The sequence below is a fragment of the Salipiger sp. ABN3_019 genome (assembly GCF_056158605.1).
Genome location: NZ_JBSWTP010000010.1, coordinates 1 through 2,500 on the forward strand (window position 1 = coordinate 1; position 2,500 = coordinate 2,500).

At 54.7% G+C, this 2,500-nt stretch carries 2 rRNA genes (1 of these 2 cut by a window edge); both read right to left on the minus strand.

The features are described 5' to 3' along the window. Positions 1 to 46: 46 nt before the first annotated feature. Positions 47 to 161: ribosomal RNA gene (rrf, locus tag ACXAD2_RS22075) — 5S ribosomal RNA — on the minus strand. A 195-nt stretch (positions 162 to 356) separates the two neighbouring features. After that, positions 357 to 2,500 (minus strand): 23S ribosomal RNA (locus ACXAD2_RS22080); it runs 687 nt beyond the window's last position.

Sequence of the window (2,500 nt, forward strand, 5' to 3'; positions counted from 1 at the left end):
ACGTTTTGAGAGATACGTTTGTTTGATTTATTGTGGGTTTTACTAGGTTTGGCGGTGACCTACTCTCCCACGTCTTGAGACGCAGTACCATTGGCGCGGCAGCACTTAACGGCCGGGTTCGGAATGGAGCCGGGTGTTTTGCTTGCGCTATGACCACCAAACCGAGAAAAACCCACAACGCTGCGCGTTGTGGCTTTTCTTGGTTTGGTTGGCGGCAGACAGCGTCTCGCGAAGCGACGACGCGTTGCCGCACCTCTCCATGCCGGGCGCAGCGCTAATCAACGAGTTTCCAAGTCAAGTATGTGTAGGGGTTGTATGCTTCGATTGATCATGGAACAGCCTTGCTGTTCCTGGATCGGATCAAGCCTATCGGGCCATTAGTACCGGTCAGCTGAATGCATTGCTGCACTTACACCTCCGGCCTATCGACGTGGTGGTCTTCCACGGCCCTCAGGGATACCTTGTTTTGAGGGGGGCTTCCCGCTTAGATGCCTTCAGCGGTTATCCTGTCCGATCATAGCTACCCAGCACTGCCGTTGGCACGACAACTGGTCCACCAGTGGATCGTTCACCCCGGTCCTCTCGTACTAGGGGCAACTCCTCTCAAGTATCCTACACCCACGGCAGATAGGGACCGAACTGTCTCACGACGTTCTAAACCCAGCTCACGTACCTCTTTAAATGGCGAACAGCCATACCCTTGGGACCTGCTCCAGCCCCAGGATGAGATGAGCCGACATCGAGGTGCCAAACACTGCCGTCGATATGGACTCTTGGGCAGTATCAGCCTGTTATCCCCGGCGTACCTTTTATCCGTTGAGCGATGGCCCTCCCACTTGGGACCACCGGATCACTATGGCCGTCTTTCGACTCTGCTCGACTTGTCAGTCTTGCAGTCAGGCTGGCTTCTGCCATTGCACTCAACGAGCGATTTCCGACCGCTCTGAGCCAACCTTCGCGCGCCTCCGTTACGCTTTAGGAGGCGACCGCCCCAGTCAAACTACCCGCCACACAGGGTCCCGGAACCCGATAAGGGATCGCGGTTAGACATCAAGCAATGCAAGGGTGGTATCTCAAGGGAGGCTCCACGGACACTGGCGTGTCCGCTTCGAAGCCTACCACCTATCCTGCACATGCATGGCCTGATGCCAGTGTGAAGCTGTAGTAAAGGTGCACGGGGTCTTTCCGTCTAACCGCGGGAAGCCTGCATCTTGACAGGCAATTCAATTTCGCTGAGTCGATGTTGGAGACAGCGGGGAAGTCGTTACGCCATTCGTGCAGGTCGGAACTTACCCGACAAGGAATTTCGCTACCTTAGGACCGTTATAGTTACGGCCGCCGTTTACCTGGGCTTCAATTCAGAGCTCTCACCCCTCCTTTTAACCTTCAGGCACCGGGCAGGCGTCAGACCCTATACGTCGTCTTGCGACTTCGCAGAGCCCTGTGTTTTTAGTAAACAGTCGCCACCCCCTGGTTTGTGCCCCCAGCCAAAACTTGCGTTGAAACTGGGCCTCCTTCTCGCGAACTTACGGAGGTATTTTGCCGAGTTCCTTCAACATCGTTCTCTCAAGCGCCTTGGTATTCTCTACCAGTCCACCTGTGTCGGTTTAGGGTACGGTCTTAAAGTGGGGCTATTTCCAGGAACCGCTCAGCCGCCCTTCCAATCCGATAAGGAAGAACGACCTCTGCAATCCGTCACCACCACATGGCCCAGGAATATTGACCTGGTTCCCATCGACTACGCCTTTCGGCCTCGCCTTAGGGGCCGGCTTACCCTGCTCAGATTAGCTTTAAGCAGGAACCCTTGGACTTTCGGCGAGAGTGTCTCTCACACTCTTTGTCGCTACTCATGTCATCATTCTCGCTAGTGATCTCTCCACCGGATGCCTTACAGCCCGGCTTCACAGAAAGGACTTGCTCCTCCATTACATCCCGAAGGATGCAGAAGAGGAGTAGTCCTATGTCACACTACGCTCCGCTACCATGCGCTATGCGCATCCTCGGCTTCGGCTCATGGCTTGAGCCCCGTTACATCTTCGCCGCAGGACAACTTAATTAGACCAGTGAGCTGTTACGCTATCTTTAAAGGATGGCTGCTTCTAAGCCAACCTCCTGGTTGTTTTGGTCGTCCCACCTGCTTTCCCACTTAGCCATGAATTGGGGGCCTTAGCCGGAGGTCAGGGTTGTTTCCCTCTCCACTACGGGCGTTAGCACCCGCAGTGTGTCTGCCATCTAGTACTCCCTGGTATTCGGAGTTTGGTTAGGATCAGTAAGCCTGTGGGGCCCCATTACCCATCCAGTGCTCTACCCCCAGGGGTATTCGGATGACGCTCTACCTAAATAGATTTCGCGGAGAACCAGCTATCTCCGAGTTTGATTGGCCTTTCACCCCTAGGCACAACTCATCCCGACCTTTTTCAACAGGTGTGGGTTCGGACCTCCAGTTAGTGTTACCTAACCTTCATCCTGGTCATGCCTAGATCACTCGGTTTCGGGTCTG